This is a genomic window from Rhizobium hidalgonense (genome assembly GCF_005862185.2).
GTDB lineage: Bacteria > Pseudomonadota > Alphaproteobacteria > Rhizobiales > Rhizobiaceae > Rhizobium > Rhizobium hidalgonense.
The window spans coordinates 189,399-206,417 of the sequence record NZ_CP054029.1 but is presented as its reverse complement, the minus strand read 5'-3'; the positions used below and the strand labels follow the sequence as shown (position 1 = coordinate 206,417).

Sequence of the window (17,019 nt, the reverse complement as noted above, 5' to 3'; positions counted from 1 at the left end):
ACCGTTACGACTTGGCCTTCGGCCGCAGCAGCCGTCTCCAGCCGGCGTGATCCGTCTGCAGATCGACGGAGGCGTGAACCGCTGGCAGAAGCGGTTTGCGCTGGCGCCGGCCGAAGCGCCGTTTGAAGCCCAGGATATTTTCGACGAAGCTCCTGGTGAAAAGCCCGGGGCCGCTTGAATAGATGCGCCATCCGCCGTCGACCGCGATCTTCCCCGCCTTGACGCGCTTCCAATCGGCGGCGGCCTGATAGCGGTCAGGGAAAGCCGCGTCGCTGCTGCTGAAATAGGTGTTGCGCTGGCGCAGCGAAGCATTCGGCAGCGCATTGGTGACGGCAATCGGGTTGACGACTGATATCGCCTTCCAGAGCTCATCCGCCTCGGCATCGAGGGCCAGCGTTTCGCAGTAGCGCAGATGGGCATGCACATACATCAGCCCGATCTCACGGCCGAAGAAGGATGAGGATTCGGCGCGGCGAAACAGCGTCTCGGGTCCACCGGCATAGGTCGCGGGCTTTTCCATCAGCCGCACGCCGTCTGGAAAGAGCAGATGCTTCTTGATCAACTTCATATGATCCTGTCTCTGCGCCGGCGTGAATAGCCGGCCCAGCATCGCCTGCGTCATCGAGATCAGCGAGAAAGAGAGGCTGGTGCGCCGGTCGCTCGGGTGCAACAGCAATTCGACGCCGTCATGGGCGGGATCGAAGATGCCGTAGCCGGCAACAACGCCGTCCCGGATGAGATGACGGTTGAAATCCCGGCGCATCGCCGCGGCGACCTTCCGGAGGGCCTTGGCCTTATCGCCGTGGCCGAGGCGGCGCTGGATTGCGGAATAGCGGACGATCTGCTCGTAGAGCAGGGCAACGGTCCAGCTGCTGACCATCCAGTCGCGCAGATGCGGATCGGCCGGCTGCAGGGAATCGTTCCAGTCTCCCTCGCCATAGCGGATCAGATGCGTTCCCGGGATGAAGCGTTCGCGGACGGTATCGAGCAATTTCTCGACATGGATGGCGATGGTGCTGGCCTTCTCAGACCTCTGCATGGTCTTTTCGTCGCGCCAGGAGACCCTCTCGCCGAGGATAGCGAGATCGCCGGTCGCCTCGATATAGTCGCAGAGCGCCTTCAGCGGCCAGACGACGATGTCGCCATGGCTGTCACCCGCCCGGATATTGGAATAGGGCTCCAGCATGAACCATTGCGGCCAGTCGCCGTTTTTCAGGTATTGTTCGCCAAAGACGGTCTTCACGACCTCTTTGGCCTCGCGATCATGTTCATAAGCGAGCAGGAATTCGATCGGCCCCTGGCAAGCGTCACGTGTGCCCCAGGCTGCACCCGTATATTGCTCCAGACCGTGCGGCACGCTCAGATGCACGATCGCATCATGCGCTAGCCAGGGCAGGAGGGCCGTCTGCGCGGTAAGGTCGGGCGAAGTGCTGTCGATCGTCAGACCGCGCACGGCGTTGCGCCAGAATGTCGATGCCGGCGCAAGCATTGCTTCAACTGTCACACCGGCCTCATAACGCTCGGCCAGGCGCTCGGTTTCTTCGGCATCGGTCATCGAGCCGACGACGGCAAAGCAAAGCGCCTGGGTCGGCCGGGACCGCATGGCGACGAAAGCGCCGTCGCGTGCAATCCCGTCGGTATAGAGCAGCTCGTCACCGCCGATTACCTCGATGGCATCGGGCGTTGAGCTTACCAGGCAGTAGCTGGCGTCAGGATACCGCTCGCCCCAGAGCCAAGCGGGATCCGGCCGGAAAAGGATGCGTTTGCCTGATCTATCGAATTCGATCTGCCCGCCGGCGTCATATTCACGCTCGCCGAGTACGACATTACCGAACACCAGGAAACGGCACGGCTTGCCCTCGACGGAGACGGTCCACTGGATCGCAGTTTCCTCGCCGGAGGCGACCGCCGCAACAGTGATTGTCCGATCGGCGCAGTGATAGATCCAGCGGCAATCGCTGAGCCCCATTTCGAAAGCCGACGGCACCGCCAGCAGCTGCCAGCCGGCGCCGACATCGGCCATGATGCGCAAGCCGCTGGCGCGCGTCAGGTTGTAGGGGTCGCGGGAGACGGAAAAGAGCTTGTGGAAGGAGGTGTTGCCGATCGTCAGTTGCGCGGCGAAAATGCCCTGCATCCAGCAGGTCGCGGCAAGTGTCCTATCGTCGAGCAGCATGTTCTGGCCGCTGCGCACGATCGCGCCGTGGCGGCGCGCCACCAAAAGTTCCTTTTCGCGCAGGACGACGTGGCGGTTCAGGGCGCCATCCGGCACGAAAAACGACAGCAGCTTTCCGTCGGCGCGCTCTTCCAGGCTCCGCTCGGGATAGAGCTGGCCGATTGCCTTTTTGTCCAGCGCCTCGACCTTCAGCAAGGCAGCATCCTGGAGCAGGCTGCGGACAGGCGCCGTCTCTGCGAGATCGTCAGCTGCGCTCTCCAGGCCCGCAAGCCCGTCGAGCCTTGACAGGTCGTCATCATCAGACGTTTCGGGGTGATCGGTGGCGAAGATGGCGAAGAAGGTCGCCGTCGCGCCGCTTGCCGGACCGGAGAGCGATCGCGACTGGATGGCGGGACAGGCCGTCTCCTGCTGCCGCCGTTCGCTCGGCAGGCTGGTGCCGTAAGGGCCGACCAGCAGGTCGCCGTGGCGGTCTTTTGCCTGCACCAGCTGGATTGCATCCGTGGCATAGGCAGCCGCACCATCGAGGCAACCCTGAACGAGCCAAGGATTGCGGCCGCCGCCCTGCTTGAGATTTTGCCGGTTCATCACCACGGGGCCGAATATCCGGTGATTAGCGATGTGGTGATCGACATATTGCGAGGCATAGGCCTCGCTGTTCATCAGGAAGCCGCGATCGCCAAGACCGACATCCTGGACCAGCACCAGATCCACCGGTACCACTACCTCCTTGAGATGCTGGATCGAGACACGCCAGAACCAAGCAGTCTCGGAGGGATGCAGCGCCAGTCGGACGTTGTAGCCGATATCGCCGGCTTCGCCGCTCCAGGAAAAGCTCGTCGCGTCATGCCCGAAGCCGCCATCGGCGCCCGGCCCGACAATTTCGACGACATCGGGCCTTTTGCCACCGACGCGCAGATAAAGCCGGCCGATGCCGCCGAACAAGGGCGAACCCTGGATCTGGTTGATCTGCACCGACCCCTTGTCGTCGGCATATTCGATCGCAAACAGCGTGCCGTTCGGCAGGGCCGATATCGACAGGCCGGAACCGTTGGCGATCGTCAACAGGCCAAGCTGTTCGCGTCGGGGCATTTGAAAACTGCGCTTGAGGTCCGGGACCATTGATATCTCGTGGATTCGTTTCAAAGGGGAACTGGAGGATGACGCAAATGATTGAGAGAAATCTTAGCGGCGATCCGGAGATCGGCAAGCTGTCGCGACGGGTTTCACGTCAATGCCGGCCGCTTCGCGAAGGGTATGCAAAGCAGGGCGCAGCCAGTCAGGATGGCGACGACCAGCCAGGCCTCGTTGATCGCCTGAACGCTTGCCGCGGTCTGGACGAGAGGGTCAAGCATCGCCGTCGCATCGGCATCGAAGCTGCCGCTATGTCTTGAGACGATCTCCGCCGGCGCGCCGACAAATGCCGCAGTACCGAGGTCGCCGGCTTGAAGACGTGCCCAGAGGTTTTGGCCGAGTGGTTCCGAACGGGTGTAGATGATGGTGTCGATGAGCGCGATGCCGATCGCGCCACCGAGATTGCGCATCAGATTGAAAAGGCCGCTGGCATCGGGAATGCGGTCTGGCGGAAGCGTGCCGAGCGCCAGCCGCGTCGGCGGCAGCAGGCAGAACATGATGGCGACGCCGCGCACGATCTGCGGCCAGAACATCGCGTCATAATCCGAACGCGGATCCTGAAAGGCGCTCATGCCGACGCCGATAGCAAACAGGGCGAAACCGATAGCCGACAGCAGCCGCGCATCCATGCGCTTCTCCAGCGCCACCGCGACCGGTGCCGTGACCAGTTGGGCGATGCCGGTGACCAGCATCGTCATGCCGATTTCGAGCGCGTCATGGCCTCTGACGAAAGCGAGAAAAACCGGCATCAGATAGACCGAGCCGAACAGGCCGATGCCGAGCACGAAGCTTAAGGTCGAGCCGACGAGAAAATTCCGATCGGCGAAATTGCCGAGATCGACAATCGGCCGGCGCCGGCGCAGCGATCGTGCGATGAATATACCGCCCGATGCCAGGCAGATCGCCAGCAGGCTCAGCACATAGGCCGAGGTCCAGCCGCTGGTCGGCGCCTCTTTCAGGCTGAGCTCCAGGCTCGTCAGTGCGGTTGCCATCAACAGAAGCGACAGACCGTCGAGATGCCGGAGTTCGGAGGGATCGACGGCCTGCCTCGGCAGGAAGCGTGCCGCCAGGATGGCCGAGGCGATGCCCGGAGGGATGTTGATTAGGAACAGCCAGTGCCAGGAATAGGTCTCGGTCAGCCATCCGCCGACGATCGGCCCGACGGTCGGCGCCAGCACTGCCAGCACGCCGGCGATTGTCGTTGCCAGCGCCTGCCGCTCATTGGGGAACAGGATGAACACGGCTGAGAACACCGAGGGGATCAGGGTTCCGCCGGAAAAGCCCTGCAGCACCCGCCAAGTGACCAGCTCGCCGAAGCTGCTGCTGGCCGCACAACCGGCGGAAGCGGCGACGAACAGGCCGATGGCGGTAACGAACAGCCATCGCATCGTCAAAAGCCGCGTCAGCAGGCCGGTCAGCGGGATCGCCACAACTTCGGCGATGAGATAGGCCGTCTGTATCCAGCTCATCTGATCCGGATCGATACCCAATGCCGACTGGATGGTCGGCAGCGATGTCGCCACCACCTGGACATCGAGGATCGCCATGAACATGCCGACGCACATGGCAATGAAGCCGAGCCAGACGATGGCGGGGTTTGCGTCGGGATGGGCAGGCTCAACTCGTTTCATGCGATGGCCCCGCGCGCGCGGCATTTCTGCCCCGGTTGAGAATAGCGATCATGTTTGTGATCGAGACGATCGACATGTCAACCGGCATATCAGGGCAAAAGCATCACCGAATGCAATCGAGCCCGACCGGGAAGGCCAGGCTCGACGGCTTCGGATACGCCCGCAAAAATTTGAGATCGGCAATTGACGGGCCTGCGGGAAACTGACTATCAATATTAAATCAATTTGATTGACTCCAAAAATATAATGAGGGGAGCATTGGAATGAGATCGAGCAAAAGCCTATTCCGCAGAATTTCCGTGCGTGCCGGCTGGGCGGCGGCGACCGCCCTGACGGCGCTCGTCGCTTTCGGGGCAGGCGGTGCCGCCGCTGAATCGGTGCTGACGATGCACATAGAGGAGCAGACCAGCTGGGTTCAGAACTTCAATCCGTTCGATCTGGCCGGCCGCCGGCAGAGCACGATGGATTTCATCTACGAGCCGCTGGTGATCTTCAATGCCGAGGATGGCGGCAAGCCGGTCTTCCGCCTGGCAACCGGCTATAAATTCTCCGAGGATATGAAATCGGTCACCTATACGCTGCGGCCCGATCTGAAATGGTCGGACGGCCAGCCGCTGACCTCGGCTGACGTGAAATATACGATCGATCTGATGCTGAAGAACGCCGCCCTCGACACGGTCGGCGTCGGCGAAACCGTTGCCTCGGTCGAGACGCCGTCGGCAACCGAGGTGAAGATCGATCTCAAGGCCGTCAACTCCGATTTCCCGGAAACGCTTGCCGATCTTGCCGTCGTTCCCGAGCATATCTGGAAGGACGTTTCCGATCCTGTCGCCTTCAAGAACGAGAAGCCGGTCGGTTCCGGCCCGATGACCGAACTGCGTCGCTTCACGCCGCAGGTCTACGAGCAGTGCCGCAACCCGAACTACTGGGACGCCGCATCGTTGCATGTCGATTGCCTGAGGCTGCCGCAAATATCAGGCAACGACCAGATGCTCGCCATCCTGCCGGAGGGCAATATGGACTGGATCGGCTCCTTCATTCCGCAGATCGACAAGACCTTCGTGGCGCTCGATGCCGACCACAACGGCTATTGGCAGCCGCCGGCCGAAACTGTCGCCTTCCAAATGAACTTCAAGAGCGGCAATGACGGCAACCTCGAGGCCTATAAGGACCTGAACTTCCGCCACGCCTTCAGCCTGGCCATGGATCGCAAGTCGATGGTCGATATTGCCGGCTTCGGCTATCCCGTCGTCAACGAGCATGCGACCGGCCTGCCGCCGCGCTTCGAGACCTGGCGCAACAAGGCGGCGGAGGGCGACAAGGACGCCTTCATGGGCTTCGATACCGAGAAGGCCAACAAGGTCCTCGACGATGCCGGCTACAAGAAAGGCGCCGACGGCTTCCGCACGACGCCGAGCGGCAAGCCGATCGCCTTCCCGATCATCGTACCGAACGGCTGGACGGACTGGATCGATGCGGTGCAGATTGCCGTCGAAGGCCTGCGCGCCGCCGGCATCAATGCCTCGGTCGCCACCCCGGAATATGAACAATGGCGCAAGCAGATCATCGACGGCAGCTTCGAGGTCGTCATGAACTCCCGCGCCGACGGCGCGACGCCGTTCCGCGGCTATTACCAGAGCCTGTCGACCGCCTATGGCGGGCGCATCACCGGCGCACCCTCGCGTTATTCGAACCCCAAGCTGGATGCGCTTTTCGATCAGTATCTGAAGGCGACGTCGGAGGACGATCACAAGAAGATCTTCAACGACATCCAGCTGCTGATCGCCGATGACTTCCCCGTTGTGCCCGTCTTCAACGGCCCGACCTGGTATCAATTCTCCAGCAAACGTTTCACCGGCTGGGTCACAGACAAGGATCCGATCATGAATCCGGAGGATCATGACAATAACCGCATGCGCCTGATGCATCTGCTCCGTCTGAAGCCCGTCAGTTAAGCCTCGCAGGGAGCGGACATGCGCATTTCGAGCCGGCGCCTCGGCGTCTATGCGGTCGCCCTGGCCTTCGCCATCGTCGTGAACTTCATTCTTCCCCGGCTGATGCCGGGGAGCCCGGTTGATGCCATGGTCGCCCAGCTCGGGCCGCGGGCGACACCCGCCGCCGTCGAGGCGATCAAGGCGCGCTTCGGCGCGGTCGACCAGCCGATGCTCTGGCAATTCGCCGATTACCTGAAGGGGCTTGTCACCCTCGATCTCGGCGTCTCGGTCAAATATTACCCCCAGACCGTCGTTCAGGTTCTCGGCCGTTCGACGCTCTGGACCGTCTTCCTGGTGACGACAGCGATCATCTTTTCGCTCTGCGTCGGCGTCGTGCTCGGTGCGATCTCGGCCTGGCGCCGCGGCGGGCGTTTCGACACGATCGTCTCGCCGCTGTCGGTGATCATGATTTCGGTGCCGCCGGTCATCGTGGCGCTGACGACGCTATTCGTCTTCGCGGTTTCGCTGCGCTGGTTTCCCGTCGGCTATGCCTATGATCCCAATCTCGATCCCGCCTTCGATTTCACCTTCGCAGGCAGCGTGCTCCTCCATGCGATCCTGCCGGTGCTGACGCTTTCGCCGTTCCTGATCGGCGAGTTCCAGACGACGATGCGCTCGTCGATGATCTCGGTGCTCGGCGAGGACTATGTGACGATGGGCCGCGCCAAGGGGCTCAGCCACCTCACTGTCATGTTCGGCTACGGCGCCCGCAATGCCATGCTTCCGGTGCTGACCAATCTGGCGCTGATGCTCGGCGCCGTTTTCGGCGGTTCGATCGTCACCGAGATCGTCTTCAACTATCCCGGCCTGGGACTGACGCTTTATACCGCGAGCATCGCCCGCGACTACCCGGTCATCCAGGGCCAGCTGCTGCTGATGACGCTTGCGACGCTCGGCGCCAACTTCCTGGTCGACATGATTTACGGGTTCGTCGATCCGAGATTGCGGGAGGCTGCGTGATGAGTTTTAGCCTGTGGCCCATCCTCAAGCAGAAGAAGGCGCTGGCCGGCCTGATCATTATCGCCGTCCTGTGGTCGATGGCGCTGTTTGCGCCGCTCGTCGCCCCCGGGGAGCCCGGCGCGCGTGTCGGGCGTTCGCATCAGCCGCCGTCGATCGAACATGTTCTCGGCACCACCAAGATGGGGCGGGACGTCTATCGCCAGTTCGTCTGGGGCGCCCGCAGCTCTCTCTCCGTCGGCTTTGCCACGGGCATTGCCATCACCGTTCTCGGCACCGCCATCGGCCTCGTCGCCGGTTATGCCGGCGGCAGGACGGATGCATGGCTCGACCTGGCGACCAATGCCGTGCTCGTTATCCCGAACATGCCACTCTTGATCCTGCTCGCCTCCTTCGCCGGCACAGTGGGGCCGATGACGATCATGACGATCATCGCGCTGACCTCCTGGCCGTGGGGCGCCCGGATGACGCGATCGCAGACGATGGCGCTGCGCAATCGCGATTTCGTCACGGCTTCGAAGATGATCGGCGAGCCGGCCTGGCGCATCATCTTCGTGGAAATCCTGCCGAATCTGACGACGCTGATCGGGATCAATCTCGTCGGCAGCATCATCTACGCCATCGTTGCCCAGACGACGCTCGAATATCTCGGCTTCGGCGATCCGCTGAAAGTCTCCTGGGGCACTATGCTCTACAACGCCCAGAACTCCTCGGCGATCATGGTCGGCGCCTGGTGGGACATCGGGGTGCCGGCGCTCGGTATCGCGCTGACCGGCCTCGGCCTTGCGCTGTTGAATTTCACCTTCGACGAGATTGCCAATCCGCAGCTCCGCTCCGGCCCGGCGCTGACCCGCTGGTTCCGTCTCAACCGCGCCCGCAACCGGGAACTGGAGCTCGGCCGATGAGCGACAATCTTCTGGAAATCGAAAAGCTCAACGTCGACTACCTCGTCGACAAGGGAGAATTCCGCGCCGTCAAGGAGGTCTCCTTCACGATCGGCCGCGGCGAGATCTTTGGGCTTGCCGGCGAATCCGGTTGCGGCAAGAGCACCATCGCCTATGCCATCACCCGGCTTTCCAAGGCGCCCGCCTGGATCAGCGGCGGCAGCATCCGGCTGACCGGGCAGGATCTGTTGAAGCTGCCGGAACGCGAGCTGCAGAAAATCCGCTGGAAGCGCATCGGCATGGTCTTCCAGAGCGCGATGAATTCGCTCAATCCGCTGATGCGGGTCGAGGCGCAGTTCCACGACGTTCTGCGCCGGCACACCGGCAGCTCGCGTGAGCAATCCCGGGCTCGGGCCGAGGAGGTGTTCCGCCTCGTCGGCATTCCCACCCATCGTATCGGCGACTACCCGCACCAGTTCTCCGGCGGCATGCGCCAGCGCATCGTCATCGCCATCTGCCTGGCGCTCAGACCCGAGCTCATCATCATGGACGAGCCGACGACGGCGCTCGACGTGGTCGTGCAGCGCGAGATCCTCGAACAGGTCGTCGATCTGCAGCGGGCTCACGGCTTCTCCGTGCTCTTCATCACCCATGACCTGCATCTGATGGCGCAGCTCTGCCGGCGCATCGGCGTCATGCTGAAGGGCGAACTCGTCGAAGTCGGCGACGTCGGCCAGGTCGCCCATGCGCCGAAGCACGACTACACGCGCAAGCTCTGGAATGCCATTCCGCAGCTTCCCGGCAATCCGCATTTATCGGAGCTCACGGCATGAAAGCGGAGGTTAATCCCGTTATCACAGAAGCCGTGATCCGGCTCGAGGACATCAAGCGCGATTTCGGTGCGGTCCGGGCGCTGAAAGGCGTATCCTTCTCGCTCTTTCCTGGCCGGGCCTTGGCGCTCGTCGGCGAATCCGGCTGCGGCAAGACGACCTGCGCCCGCATCATCGCGCGGCTGGACAAGCCGACCGGCGGCAGGCTGTTTTTCCGCGGGCAGGAACTGACCGCCCGCAGCGAGACCGGGGACGAGCATCGCTACCGCCGTGAGGTGCAGATGGTCTTCCAGGATCCGTTCTCCTCGCTCAATCCGGCCTTCACCGTCAGCCATCATCTGGCGCGGCCGCTGCAACTGCATCGGCCGAGCGGCTCCAAGGCTGATCTCGCCGAGGAGATGACCCGGCTGCTGGCAAGCGTCGGGCTGGAGCCTGATCTGACCAGGCAGAAATTCCCGCATGAACTTTCGGGAGGCCAGCGGCAGCGCGTCAACATCGCCCGCGCCCTTGCCGTCGCGCCAAGTGTGCTGGTCGCCGACGAGCCGACCTCGATGCTCGACGTCTCGATCCGCAAGGACATTCTCGATCTGCTGGCGACGGTGAAACGGGAAAACGACCTTGCCATGCTCTATATCACCCACGACATTGCAACGGCAGCACATGTGGCCGAGGAGATCGTCGTGATGTTTGCCGGCCAGATGGTCGAATGGGGCGACACCAATAAGGTTCTCTCCGATCCCAGCCATCCCTATACGCGATTGCTGCTTTCCGCCGTGCCGGACGGCAGCAGGCCGTTCGTGACCGGCGGAAGCGCGCGTTTCCTCGAACAGGCGGAAAAGGTGCGTTCGCTGAGCCGCCCGGAATCATCGGTGATCGAACAGGTCGGTCCCAACCACTTCATCCGCGCGCTCGGCGTTTCCAGCGCCGAAAGCCCCAAGAGCTGATTTTCAAAAGACCCGACCTTCAAGAGGAAAAGTGACCATGTCCACACCGCGACCGAAAGCCCTGCGGCTTGAAACCCTTTGGAACCCGCCGGCCGACGGCAAGGAGTTTTCCTATGTCCTGCGCCTCAAAAATCTCGGCAGCGAGCCGCTGTCGCATTTCTCCCTCTGCGTCAGCGGCCCGGGCCGTGTCGACCCGGCCGGGCGGGTCGAAGGTGCGACGGTCTCAAAACGGCTTTCCAATTTCACCGAATTCCAGCCGCCGGCCGATTTCGTGCTCGGCGCCGGCGAGACCTGGACGATCTCCGTCTATGCGCTGAGCTGGCAGTTCCGCCATTGGACGGACGGCGCGACAAGCGCCTACCTCGCACTTTCCGATGGCCGCACCATCGTGCTCGGCATCGAGCCGACGCGTTCTTCAGTCAGCAATGCGCCGCTGAAGCGCGGCGCCGAAATCTATCCCGTGCCCGTCCATGCGCCGGTTCAGGTGTCGATCATTCCCTGGCCGAACCATGTGGCCGTCACCTCCCGCCGTCCATTGCCGGCCGGTTTTGCGCCGCAGCCGCAGAGCGGCGAAGGGGAGGCGGCGGCGCAAGGTTTTGCGGCGCTGGTGGAGCAACTCTTTGCCGTCGAAGGCATCGTGCGTAGCGAGGCGGAAGGCGCAGTCCCGGTCGTCCTGAAGGATGCCGCGGGCTTCGGTCCCGAGGCCTATCGGCTGAGCTTCGACGAGGAGACATTGACGGTCGAGGCAAGCAGCCGGACCGGCTTTCTCTACGGCCTCGTCACCCTCGGGCAGATCTGGCGCGGCGCCAGGCTGCATCCCGGGGCCTTCCAGTTTCCGGCGTCCGGCGAGATCGTCGACGAGCCGGCGATGGGCTGGCGCGGCCTGCATCTCGATGTCGCCCGCCAGTTCTATGGCGCGGCCGAAGTCAAGAAGCTGATCGCGGTGCTGGCCTGGAACAAGCTCAACCGCTTCCACTGGCACCTTTCCGACGACGAGGCCTGGCGCGTCGAGATCGACGCCTATCCCGCGCTGACCGAAATCGGCGCCTGGCGCGGCCACGGCCTTGCCGTCCCGCCGCTGCTCGGTTCGAGCCCGGCCCGCACCGGCGGTTATTATCCCAAGGCCGTCATCCGCGAGATCGTCGCCCAGGCAAAGAGCTTCGCTGTCGAGATCGTGCCGGAGATCGACATGCCCGGCCATTGCTACGCCATGCAGCAGGCGATACCCGAACTGCGCGACCCTGATGAAACCGGCAGCTACTATTCGGTTCAAGGCTTTCCCGACAATTGCATCAATCCGGCGCTTGAGAAGACCTACGAGATCGTCGAGACCATCCTGACGGAACTCATCGAACTTTTCCCGTTCAAAACAATCCATCTCGGCGCCGACGAAGTGCCGCTCGGGGCATGGTCCGGCTCGCCGGCAGCGCTCGATCGCCTGCGCACCGTTGCCGGCGACGCGGTTGCCGATGCTCATGCCAAGCGGCTGAACGTCGTCACCAATACGCATGGCGCCGACGATATCCACGGCTCGGGTGCGGCCATCCTGCAGGCGGAGTTCCTCGAACGCGTCCAACGCTTCCTGGCCGGCAAGGGCTGCATCACCGGCGGCTGGGAGGAGGCTGCGCATGGCGATGTCATCGACAAATCGAAGAGCTATCTCTGCAGCTGGCGCAATGTCGAGGTCTCGGCCGAACTTGCCGAACGCGGCTACGACATGGTCGTCTGCCCCGGACAGGTTTATTACCTCGACATGGCGCTGAGGCCGGACTGGGACGAGCCCGGCGCCAGCTGGGCGGGAACCTCGGACGCGGAAAAGCTCTATAATTTCGATCCGGTCGGCGGCTGGACAGCGGGCCAGAAACAGAAACTGCTCGGCATCCAGGCCTGCATCTGGTCCGAACCGATGACGGATCGCGCCGTTTTCGACCGCCTCGTCTTCCCGCGTATATCAGGACTTGCCGAAACCGGCTGGACGAAGCCGTCCTCCAAGTCATGGGAACGCTTCAAGGCGCTCGCAGGGCTGATGCCGCTGCTTTACGGGCTGCAACAGTCGTAAGGCTGCGATCGGGACCGTGATAGAACGGTCCCGATCGGCCATTGGGGCACCCGATCGGGTTAGCGCGGTAAGTATTGTGGAATATGCGAATGTACGCATAATTTCGGCGGCCGGCGCTGCCAGGCAAGACCGATCGAGCGCTCTTGGGGATCCCAATGGAAACAATCGTCGAGGACGCCAATACCGGCGTCGTGTCACCCGAACTCGTGGTCGATGCACTGTTTGCCTGCCGAAAGACGGCAGCGATCAGGGCGGCCATCGAGCTCGATCTCTTTACGCATATCGCCGAGGGCAAAACGGCGGCCTTGCTGGCGTCGGCAACAAGCGCGTCGGAGCGTGGGGTGCGCATCCTGTGCGACTACCTCGTGGTCCATGGTTTCCTGACAAAGGAGAGCGGACAGTACCGGATGACGCCCTCGACCAGGATGTTCCTCGATCGCAATTCGCCGGCCTATATGGGCTCCGCCGTGGAGTTCGTCGCGGCACCCGAAATACTGGATAATTTTCTGTGCGATCCGGCGGCCGTCGTGCGAAACGGCGGTTCGGCCGGGCTTGCCAACATGTCGTCCGACAATCCCGTCTGGCTGAAGTTTGCGCGCGGCATGGGCTCCTTTACCGGGCTCAGCGCCAAAATACTGGCTGGCGAAATCTCCGGCTGGCGGAGGTCTCTTAAAAAGGTTCTGGACATCGCTGCAGGTCCGGGCATTTTCGGCATCGAAATTGCGAAAGCCTTTCCAGCAGCAGAAATCGTCGCCGTCGACTGGGCCGCGGTCCTGGAGCTGTCGCGGCAGAACGCGGAAAAAGCCGGCGTGGCTGCGAGGTATCGGACAATCGCCGGCAGTGCCTTCGATGTCGACTGGGGCACGGGTTATGATCTCGTCCTGCTTCCGAATTTCCTGCACCACTTCGACATGCCGACATGCGCTCAGCTGTTGCGAAAGGTCATCGCGAGCCTGGCAGCGAATGGTCGGATCGTCGCGGTCGATTTCGTGCCGAACGAAGATGGCGTGTCGCCGCCTTTTCCCGCGGCATTCTCCTGGGAGATGCTGGCCAGCACGCCGGCGGGCCCGGCTTATACGCAAAGTGAGCTGACGGAGATGGCAAGACTGGCCGGTCTTACCGGCGTCACAGTCAAACCGATGCCGCCAACGCCGGCAAGTCTCATTCTTTTCGAATAGCCCTATGCCAGGATCGAGGCTGACGTCCCGTCAGCCTGCGCCGAACAGATATTTCGCGAGAGAAGGCGCGTCACTGCCGCTGCCGGTAGGCAGAGGGTGTGACACCTGTGCCCGCCTTGAATGCCCGGGTCATATGGCTCTGGCTGCTGAAGCCGCAGGCCGAGGCGATCTGCGCGATCGGGTCCATGCCGCGCAGCATCGATTTGGCGCGCTCGACACGCCGGTGGGCCACCCAGCCATGCGGGGACACACCGTAGCTTGCCCGGAACATCCGCTGAAAATGAAAGGCGCTGAGCTGTCCGATCGCCGCCAGATCCTGCAAGCGGATCGTCTCATCGAGATGGGCCTCGATATAGTCCACGATCCGGCGCCGGATATGAGGAGCGAGCCCGCCGCTGATGGCGCGGGAGCGCATCCCTCCGTAACGCGGATCAGCGAAGAAATCCTTGATTGTCTGCGTCATCGCTTCTTCAGCAAGGAGATGATCATCCGCCGACATCGCTTTCGTCATCTGCCGAAGCGTGCGCGCCAGGGCGGGCGCATCTGCGAAAGTTACTTCGGGAAGAACCATAAGCCTGGAATCGCGGTCAAACGTCTCGGCAAACATCCGGCGCATCTGATCGTCCGGAACATAGAGATGGACGAATTCGAAGGGGTCGGTGATTTCCCATTCGGACGAGTGCCCCTGCGGCATGATGCACAAGGCTCCGGGCCGGCCCTGCGCGGCGGGGCTGCCATCCAGACGTCGCGTTCCGGCGCCGCCGGTGAGATAGAGACTGAACGTATGTCCGTCCGGCCGTTCATAGCTCATCCTGTCGCTGCCATTGCTCCAGAGGGCCGCTGATCGTCCGAACCCCAGATCGATCGACTGCGACACCCGGGCAGAGGGAGATGCGGACAAAAAGCTGTAAACCGAGAGGCGGCTATCTTTCACTATTCTTTCCCACACGTATGACGTCCTCGCGAAGATACCGGTGGACGGTCCGCGTGGCGAGCAGGAAGTCCAGGGCAATAAAATTTCGCAGCAAGAATCTGCAAGAGGCCGGCTCACGGTTGGCCTATCGATCGAGAAAACGAGGATCATACTATGGCAAATGCCGCTCTCTTCATCTCGACCGTCCTGATATGGGGGACGACCTGGATCGCCATTGCGATGCAGGTCGGTCCCGTGCCGGTCCTGGTCTCGGTCTTTTACAGATTTGCGCTCGCAGCCGTGATCCTCGTCGCCATCCTGGCTGTCATGCGGCAGCTGAAGGTGCCTGCCTTGCGCGATCAACCTTTCATCCTTGCGCAAGCGCTCTGCCTGTTCAGCCTCAATTTCATCTGTTTCTACAATGCTGCCGGCTTTATCCCGTCAGGGCTGATCTCGGTGATCTTCTCGCTGGCAACGATCTACAATGCCGTCAATGCGCGCCTGTTCTTCGGCGATCGCATTACCGGCCGCACGCTTCTCGCAGCCGCGCTCGGCGCCACCGGCCTTCTCCTGTTGTTCGCAGAGGAGGTCGTCGTCGATTTCAATCTGGACACGTTGAAAGGGATCGGGCTCGCAGCGCTTGGCACGCTGTTCTTCTCGCTCGGCAATATGGCGTCGCGTCGAAACAGCGCGGCCGGAATCTCACCGCTGACCGCCAATGCCTGGGGCATGACCTATGGCACGGCCGTCCTGCTCCTCCTGATTGCGGTGACGCAAACGCAGATCGTGACGCCGCCCGACATCAGGTATCTGGCCGCACTGCTCTATCTCGCGGCAATCGGTTCGGTGATCGGCTTCACCACCTACCTCATGATGGTATCCCGCATCGGCTCCTCACGCGCTGCCTATGCCACCGTCCTGTTCCCGATCGTCGCCCTGTCATTGTCGACGGTCTTCGAGGGTTACCACTGGAGCGGTCTCGGCCTCATCGGTCTGGCGCTGACACTTCTCGGCAACGTGGTCATCTTTGCGCGGACTCCAGCCCGTCGCGCGCCGCAAGTCGAGGCGAGGCTGCCGGCAGCCGAATGAGGGTCAGACGACCGGTTTTTGCAGGACGTCGAAGCGTGGATTGGTTTCGGAAAAGATCGGCAGGGCGGCGGCACCGAGGATCGCCGTATCCTTGCCGGTCATGCCGATCATGACACGGGGCACCATCCGCTTTTGATGGGGGTCGATCGGGGTGTGCAACGGCTCCAGCCGCTCTGCGAGCCGGGCCATCAGCGATGTCGATATGCTGCCGCCGAGCACGATGGTCTGCGGATCGAAGGCAAGTTCGAGGAAGTCGAGGGTCTGGCGCAGCGGTTGGACGGCCTGGTCGAGCCAGGCATCCAGGCCTTCTCCGCCCCTGGCGATCAGCGCGTCGAGATCGTCTGGCGACAGCTCCTCGGCATTGGCAATGCCCATGAATTCATAGGCGACAGCAGGCGAGACGTAGCGGTCGAGGCAGCCGCGCTTGCCGCAGCTGCAGAGCTTGCCATGAGGCTCGACGATGATGTGGCCAATCTCGCCGGCATTGTTGCGGCTGCCCTTGTAGAGATGGCCGTCGAGGAACATGCCGGCACCGATGCCGCCGCCGCCGGCCAGAAACAGATAGACGAAGCTGCTGAGGCCGCGGGCGACGCCGTGAAGGCGCTCGCCGATTGCGGCTGATGTCGCATCGTTTTCGACCAGCACCGGCACTTTGACCCTCTGCTCCAGCTCATGGCCGACGGGAAAATCCTGCCAGCCGGGCAGGTTCTGCGGGCTGAGCGAGGTGGTGCCGCCATCGGCATAGCGGCCGGGCAGGGCCATGCCGACGCCGAGCAGCCGGCTTCGGTCGAAGGCGAAGGCCTGCTGCAGATCTTCGACGATCGATTGCAGCGCCGGCATCGCCCTTTGCGGATCGGGATGTTCGACATGGCGCTCGATGCGGGCGCAGACGGCGCCGGAGAGATCCGTCAGAACCCCGCTGGCGCGCTGGCGGCCGAGTTCGAGGCCGATCGAATAGGCGCCGGCGGGATTGATCGAATAGGGGATGATCGGCTGGCCGCGTGCCAGCTTCTGCGCCTCGGCCGGCACGAGAAGATGCGACCTCTCCAGTTCCTCGACGATATTCGACACGGTTTGGGCGGTCAGCGCCGTCATCCGGGCAATCGCCGCGCGCGACAGGGGACCGTGGGTTCGCACCGCCTCGATCACCACACGCCGGTTGTGAGACTTGGCCTGCTCGAGATTCGTGCCGGAGATCGCCTTCATGTCGCCTTCAAAGGAAATGGTGCCCCACCC

The 17,019-nt window shown here is 62.6% G+C and carries 12 protein-coding genes; 8 read left to right on the top strand and 4 right to left on the bottom strand.

The window, feature by feature from the left end:
* Positions 1-4: 4 nt before the first annotated feature.
* Positions 5-3,292 (bottom strand): GH36-type glycosyl hydrolase domain-containing protein, encoded by a 3,288-nt coding sequence (locus FFM81_RS29800; RefSeq protein ID WP_138385964.1) that lies wholly within the window; start codon positions 3,290-3,292, stop codon positions 5-7.
* A gap of 104 nt (positions 3,293-3,396) precedes the next feature.
* Entirely contained in the window at positions 3,397-4,935 is a 1,539-nt protein-coding gene (locus FFM81_RS29795; protein WP_138385963.1) for a DHA2 family efflux MFS transporter permease subunit, read from the bottom strand.
* A 263-nt stretch (positions 4,936-5,198) separates the two neighbouring features.
* On the opposite strand from FFM81_RS29795, the gene FFM81_RS29790 reads away from it, so the two are divergent.
* The 7 genes from FFM81_RS29790 (at position 5,199) to FFM81_RS29760 (ending at position 13,781) form a co-directional block, all read left to right on the top strand.
* On the top strand, positions 5,199-6,890 hold the full coding sequence (locus FFM81_RS29790) for an ABC transporter substrate-binding protein (RefSeq protein ID WP_138385962.1): 1,692 nt from the start codon (positions 5,199-5,201) through the stop codon (positions 6,888-6,890).
* A gap of 18 nt (positions 6,891-6,908) precedes the next feature.
* The gene (locus tag FFM81_RS29785) at positions 6,909-7,889 is read left to right on the top strand and encodes an ABC transporter permease (protein ID WP_138385961.1); all 981 of its coding nucleotides are present in this window, start codon (positions 6,909-6,911) and stop codon (positions 7,887-7,889) included.
* Positions 7,889-8,791 carry an ABC transporter permease gene (locus FFM81_RS29780; RefSeq protein ID WP_138385960.1) on the top strand — a complete coding sequence of 301 codons (903 nt, stop codon included), beginning with the start codon at positions 7,889-7,891 and terminating at the stop codon, positions 8,789-8,791. The genes FFM81_RS29785 and FFM81_RS29780 overlap by 1 nt, the downstream gene beginning before the upstream one ends.
* On the top strand, positions 8,788-9,603 hold the full coding sequence (locus FFM81_RS29775) for an ABC transporter ATP-binding protein (RefSeq protein WP_138385959.1): 816 nt from the start codon (positions 8,788-8,790) through the stop codon (positions 9,601-9,603). Before FFM81_RS29780 ends, FFM81_RS29775 begins: the two co-directional genes overlap by 4 nt.
* Positions 9,600-10,544, top strand: a complete 945-nt coding sequence (locus FFM81_RS29770) for an ABC transporter ATP-binding protein (RefSeq protein WP_138385958.1) — start codon at positions 9,600-9,602, stop codon at positions 10,542-10,544. The genes FFM81_RS29775 and FFM81_RS29770 overlap by 4 nt, the downstream gene beginning before the upstream one ends.
* A 37-nt stretch (positions 10,545-10,581) precedes the next feature.
* Entirely contained in the window at positions 10,582-12,603 is a 2,022-nt protein-coding gene (locus FFM81_RS29765; protein ID WP_138385957.1) for a beta-N-acetylhexosaminidase, read from the top strand.
* Positions 12,604-12,758: 155 nt separating this feature from the next.
* Positions 12,759-13,781, top strand: a complete 1,023-nt coding sequence (locus FFM81_RS29760; RefSeq protein WP_138385956.1) for a class I SAM-dependent methyltransferase — start codon at positions 12,759-12,761, stop codon at positions 13,779-13,781.
* Between the two features lie 70 nt (positions 13,782-13,851).
* Here FFM81_RS29760 and FFM81_RS29755 read toward each other — a convergent pair whose 3' ends face one another.
* A complete protein-coding gene (locus FFM81_RS29755) occupies positions 13,852-14,715 on the bottom strand; it encodes a helix-turn-helix domain-containing protein (RefSeq protein ID WP_483475578.1) in 864 nt (287 codons plus the stop codon).
* 153 nt (positions 14,716-14,868) lie between these two features.
* On the opposite strand from FFM81_RS29755, the gene FFM81_RS29750 reads away from it, so the two are divergent.
* Positions 14,869-15,783: a DMT family transporter gene (locus FFM81_RS29750; protein ID WP_003563779.1), complete on the top strand. Its 915-nt coding sequence runs from the start codon at positions 14,869-14,871 to the stop codon at positions 15,781-15,783.
* Positions 15,784-15,786: 3 nt separating this feature from the next.
* Here the strand turns inward: FFM81_RS29750 and FFM81_RS29745 are convergent, their stop codons facing one another.
* The gene (locus FFM81_RS29745; protein ID WP_003563780.1) at positions 15,787-16,989 is read right to left on the bottom strand and encodes an ROK family transcriptional regulator; all 1,203 of its coding nucleotides are present in this window, start codon (positions 16,987-16,989) and stop codon (positions 15,787-15,789) included.
* Positions 16,990-17,019 lie beyond the last annotated feature (30 nt).

Coding starts and splice junctions, on each gene's coding strand:
- FFM81_RS29770 (WP_138385958.1), top strand. CDS start 9,600: ATGAAAGCGGAGGTTAATCCCGTTATCACAGAAGCCGTGATCCGGCTC.
- FFM81_RS29785 (WP_138385961.1), top strand. CDS start 6,909: ATGCGCATTTCGAGCCGGCGCCTCGGCGTCTATGCGGTCGCCCTGGCC.
- FFM81_RS29780 (WP_138385960.1), top strand. CDS start 7,889: ATGAGTTTTAGCCTGTGGCCCATCCTCAAGCAGAAGAAGGCGCTGGCC.
- FFM81_RS29790 (WP_138385962.1), top strand. CDS start 5,199: ATGAGATCGAGCAAAAGCCTATTCCGCAGAATTTCCGTGCGTGCCGGC.
- FFM81_RS29745 (WP_003563780.1), bottom strand. CDS start 16,989: ATGAAGGCGATCTCCGGCACGAATCTCGAGCAGGCCAAGTCTCACAAC.
- FFM81_RS29795 (WP_138385963.1), bottom strand. CDS start 4,935: ATGAAACGAGTTGAGCCTGCCCATCCCGACGCAAACCCCGCCATCGTC.
- FFM81_RS29765 (WP_138385957.1), top strand. CDS start 10,582: ATGTCCACACCGCGACCGAAAGCCCTGCGGCTTGAAACCCTTTGGAAC.
- FFM81_RS29800 (WP_138385964.1), bottom strand. CDS start 3,292: ATGGTCCCGGACCTCAAGCGCAGTTTTCAAATGCCCCGACGCGAACAG.
- FFM81_RS29775 (WP_138385959.1), top strand. CDS start 8,788: ATGAGCGACAATCTTCTGGAAATCGAAAAGCTCAACGTCGACTACCTC.
- FFM81_RS29750 (WP_003563779.1), top strand. CDS start 14,869: ATGGCAAATGCCGCTCTCTTCATCTCGACCGTCCTGATATGGGGGACG.
- FFM81_RS29760 (WP_138385956.1), top strand. CDS start 12,759: ATGGAAACAATCGTCGAGGACGCCAATACCGGCGTCGTGTCACCCGAA.